The organism is Dethiosulfatibacter sp. (assembly GCF_983023055.1).
In genome coordinates this window covers 1-3,876 of the sequence record NZ_CEZJXU010000245.1, presented here as the reverse complement: position 1 = coordinate 3,876, position 3,876 = coordinate 1, and the positions used below count along the sequence as shown (strand labels likewise).

Sequence of the window (3,876 nt, the reverse complement as noted above, 5' to 3'; positions counted from 1 at the left end):
GCACTGGATGTAGGCGACAGCACCATTGGAGTAGCTGTCAGCGATCCTCTAAATATTACTGCACAGGGAATAAAGACAATAAGAAGGGTCAGCTACAGAAAGGACTTTGAAGAACTTAAAAGAATAATAGAAGAATATGGAGTGACATCAATAGTGGTGGGACTACCTAAAAAACTTGATGGAACAATTGGAATACAAGCTGAAAAGGTACAACACTTTGTAAAGAAGTTGAGCTACAAGTTTGAACAGGAAATCATATACGAAGATGAGAGACTTACAACCCTTATGGCTGAAAGAATACTCATTAGCGGCAATGTGAGCAGGAGCAAAAGAAAGGAAGTCATAGACAAAATGGCGGCAGTAAACATATTAACAACGTTTTTAGACAAGGAAGTGAAAAAATGAGCAACTTTATAGAACTTATAAATGATGATGGAGAAAAGGAAAAAATTGAAATCCTTGCAACCTTCCATCTGGACGAGGATGAATATGCAGTTCTAAGATATCCCGACAGCGAAGAGGGAATGATATACAGGGTTGAAAAAAACAACGGACAACCTGTATTTATCATGATAGATGATGACGAGGAACTTGAGGAAGTTATTCAGATATATGAAGGAATGGCTGACGATCTCATTTAGAACATAGTCAATTGATTTGAATTACCATTTGACAAAAATGTCATTTAATAATAAACTCTTAGTGATAATAAAAATCAAATAAGAGTGGTGCGATATGACAAATTTTGAAATATTCAAAGAAAAACTGAACGATGCAGGTTACAAATTAACTACACAACGTAGAGTAGTATTCGAAATAATAGATTCCAATGAAGGAAAACACTTTAACCCGGAACAAATATATGAAATAGTTAAGTTAAAGCATCCGGAAATCGGACTTGCTACAATTTATAGAACGTTAAAATTATTTGAAAAAATTGATATTGTTTATAAATTAAATTTTAATGATGGCTGTAGTAGATTTGAATTAAGTCATATTGAAGATGAATCTCACAGACACCACCACTTGGTGTGTCAAATCTGTGGCAAGATCGAAGAGGTTAAAATCGACTTGCTCCAGGATCTAGAGAAAATCATTGAAGATGAATACGATTTTAATATACACAATCATACATTGAAGTTTTACGGTATTTGTAGTGACTGCAAAAATAGGAGGAAAGAATGCAAAAAGGAAACGACAAAAAATTAAAGCTGGTTCCACTTGGAGGAATGGGTGAAATCGGCAAGAATATCACAGTACTTGAGTACGGAAATGATATAATGATAGTAGACTGTGGTATGGGGTTCCCAGAAGATAGTATGTTGGGAATTGATATTGTTATACCGGATATATCATATTTGATAAAAAACAAAGAAAAAATTAGAGGAATAGTAATCACCCACGGACATGAAGATCATATAGGTTCTATTCCATATCTGTTAAAAAAATTAGAGGTTCCAATTTACGGCACAAAGCTTACAATTGGTCTTATTGAGAAAAAGCTTATAGAACATCGTATCGACAATAAATGCCTTAAAGTTGTAAGCCATGACGATAAAATACAACTAGGATGTTTTCAGGCTCACTTCATCAGAAGTAACCACAGTATACCTGATGCTTCTTGTATTGCAATAACAACACCGGTCGGTGTGGTTTTTCATACAGGAGACTTTAAAGTTGATTTAACACCTATAAAGGGATTGCCAATAGATCTTCATACAATTGCCGAATATGGCCAAAAGGGAGTGCTTTTAGCTTTGTCTGAAAGCACAAATGTAGAAAGTCCTGGATATTCCATGTCCGAAGCTTCACTGACAAACAATTTCATGGATCTTTTCAAAAAGGCAAAAAAACGTATAGTGGTTGCAACATTTGCATCCAATGTATATAGGGTCCAGCAGATAGTTGATGCTGCCAAAGTATTCAAACGCAAAATAGTAATATCGGGAAGAAGCATGCTCAATGTGGTTGATGTTGCTACAACCCTTGGATATCTTGACATTAATCCTGAGATGATAATAAATGTAAATGACATAAACAAATATAAGGACAAGGAACTGGTAATCATATCCACTGGAAGCCAGGGAGAACCTATGGCTGCACTTTCAAGAATGGCTGCAGATGATCACCGTAAAATAGAGCTCCGTGAAGGAGATACTGTTATAATATCAGCAAGTCCAATACCTGGAAATGAAAAATCAATAGGCCAGGTAATAAACCAGTTGTACGAGAAAAATATTGAAGTCATTTACGACAAGCTGTATGATATACATGTATCGGGACATGCAAAGCAGGAAGAACACAAGCTTATGCTTGCACTTTTAAAGCCTAAATTTTTCATACCTATACACGGTGAGATGAGACATCTTAAGAAACATGCTGAACTTGCTGAAACAATGGGAATAAAAAATAAGAATATTCTTGTTATAAATACAGGTGATATGGTTGAATTGACCCAAAAAGAAATGAAACTCGGTCAAAAGATTCAGTCTGGAAACATAATGGTTGATGGACTTGGAGTTGGAGATGTTGGAAACATAGTTCTTAGGGACAGAAAGCATCTTTCTGAAGACGGATTAATAATAGCTGTAGTTACAATTGATAGAAAATCAGGTACAGTAGTATCCGGACCTGACATAATCTCAAGAGGATTCGTATATGTAAGAGAGAATGAAGACCTCATGGTTGATTCAAGGGCTGTTGTTAAGGTTGCACTGGAAAAATGTTTTGAAAACAATGTAAGGGAATGGTCCAGCATAAAGTCTGCAATAAAAGACGCGCTGAGCAAATTCATCTACAATGAAATAAAGAGAAGACCTATGATACTACCAATAATTATGGAAGTCAAAAATTCGTAAAACGAATTTTATGCGCGAAGGAAAGTTTCTTGAGCTGCCAAGAACGCAAACAAGCAACTCACACAGAAGTGTCCTAGGACACTTCTGTTAAAACGTAGAGGTAGATTATGAAAAAATCTGCAAAAACAATTCTGATTCTAGCAGTAATTGTCATAGCTTTATGGTTTGCAGCGTCAAATTACTATAAGAACAATATAACACCTATAGATATGACTGACAGCAGCACTCTAGTCTTATCAGTGCCTTCAGGTACAACACCAAAAGGAATAGGAGATATTCTCCTTGAGAATGGACTTATAAAGGACCAAACTGCCTATAAAATATATCTGAAGATAAACAATAAAGGTTCAAAGTTTAAGGCTGGAGACTACGAAATGTCAAAGTCCATGAGTCTTGAAGAAATTTGTATACTTCTTGAAAATGGAAGTAATGTTAATGCAACTATAAACATTACCCTAAGGGAAGGACTTACCCTTTTAGAAGCTGCATCGGAAATAAAGGACCAGTTTCCAATTGATACCAATAAATTTCTAAACCTTTGCAGTGATGTAGGTTATTTTTCAAGTGATTATGGATTTCTTATTGATGAAAACATAAAAAGTCTTGAAGGATATCTTTATCCCGAAACCTACAATGTATACCTTGATTCAGATGAGGAAACATTGATAAGAAGGTTTCTGGATGGATACAAGTTAGTATATGATACATATATAGTAGACAGTTTTGACGACACTATTGACTTGAACAGGATAATGACCATGGCATCAATTATAGAAGGGGAAGCTCTGGAAGATTCAGAAAGACCTTTGGTTTCTTCAGTTTTTCACAACAGGATTGAACGTGGTTGGAAACTTGAATCTTGTGCTACAATACAGTATGCTCTAGGAGAAAGAAAACCGAGACTTTCCTATGATGACCTCGAAATAGAATCAGAATACAATACATATATTTACAAAGGACTGCCTCCGGGACCTATAAACTCTCCCGGACTTGAATCGATTAAGGCATCCTTAAATCC

General features: G+C 35.5%; 5 protein-coding genes. All 5 read left to right on the top strand.

The genetic code is table 11. The features are described 5' to 3' along the window. A partial coding sequence (ruvX, locus tag AC3AX0_RS08975; protein WP_487549959.1) for a Holliday junction resolvase RuvX occupies positions 1–405 on the top strand: 405 nt, incomplete at its 5' end. Beyond that, positions 402–641 carry a DUF1292 domain-containing protein gene (locus AC3AX0_RS08970; protein ID WP_487549958.1) on the top strand — a complete coding sequence of 80 codons (240 nt, stop codon included), beginning with the start codon at positions 402–404 and terminating at the stop codon, positions 639–641. The genes ruvX and AC3AX0_RS08970, both read left to right, overlap by 4 nt. A 94-nt stretch (positions 642–735) precedes the next feature. After that, positions 736–1,209 carry a Fur family transcriptional regulator gene (locus tag AC3AX0_RS08965; protein WP_487549957.1) on the top strand — a complete coding sequence of 158 codons (474 nt, stop codon included), beginning with the start codon at positions 736–738 and terminating at the stop codon, positions 1,207–1,209. Next, positions 1,182–2,858 carry a ribonuclease J gene (locus tag AC3AX0_RS08960; RefSeq protein WP_487549956.1) on the top strand — a complete coding sequence of 559 codons (1,677 nt, stop codon included), beginning with the start codon at positions 1,182–1,184 and terminating at the stop codon, positions 2,856–2,858. Before AC3AX0_RS08965 ends, AC3AX0_RS08960 begins: the two co-directional genes overlap by 28 nt. A gap of 107 nt (positions 2,859–2,965) precedes the next feature. Beyond that, positions 2,966–3,876, top strand: a 911-nt coding sequence (gene mltG, locus AC3AX0_RS08955; RefSeq protein ID WP_487549955.1) for an endolytic transglycosylase MltG, incomplete at its 3' end; no start/stop codon positions are given.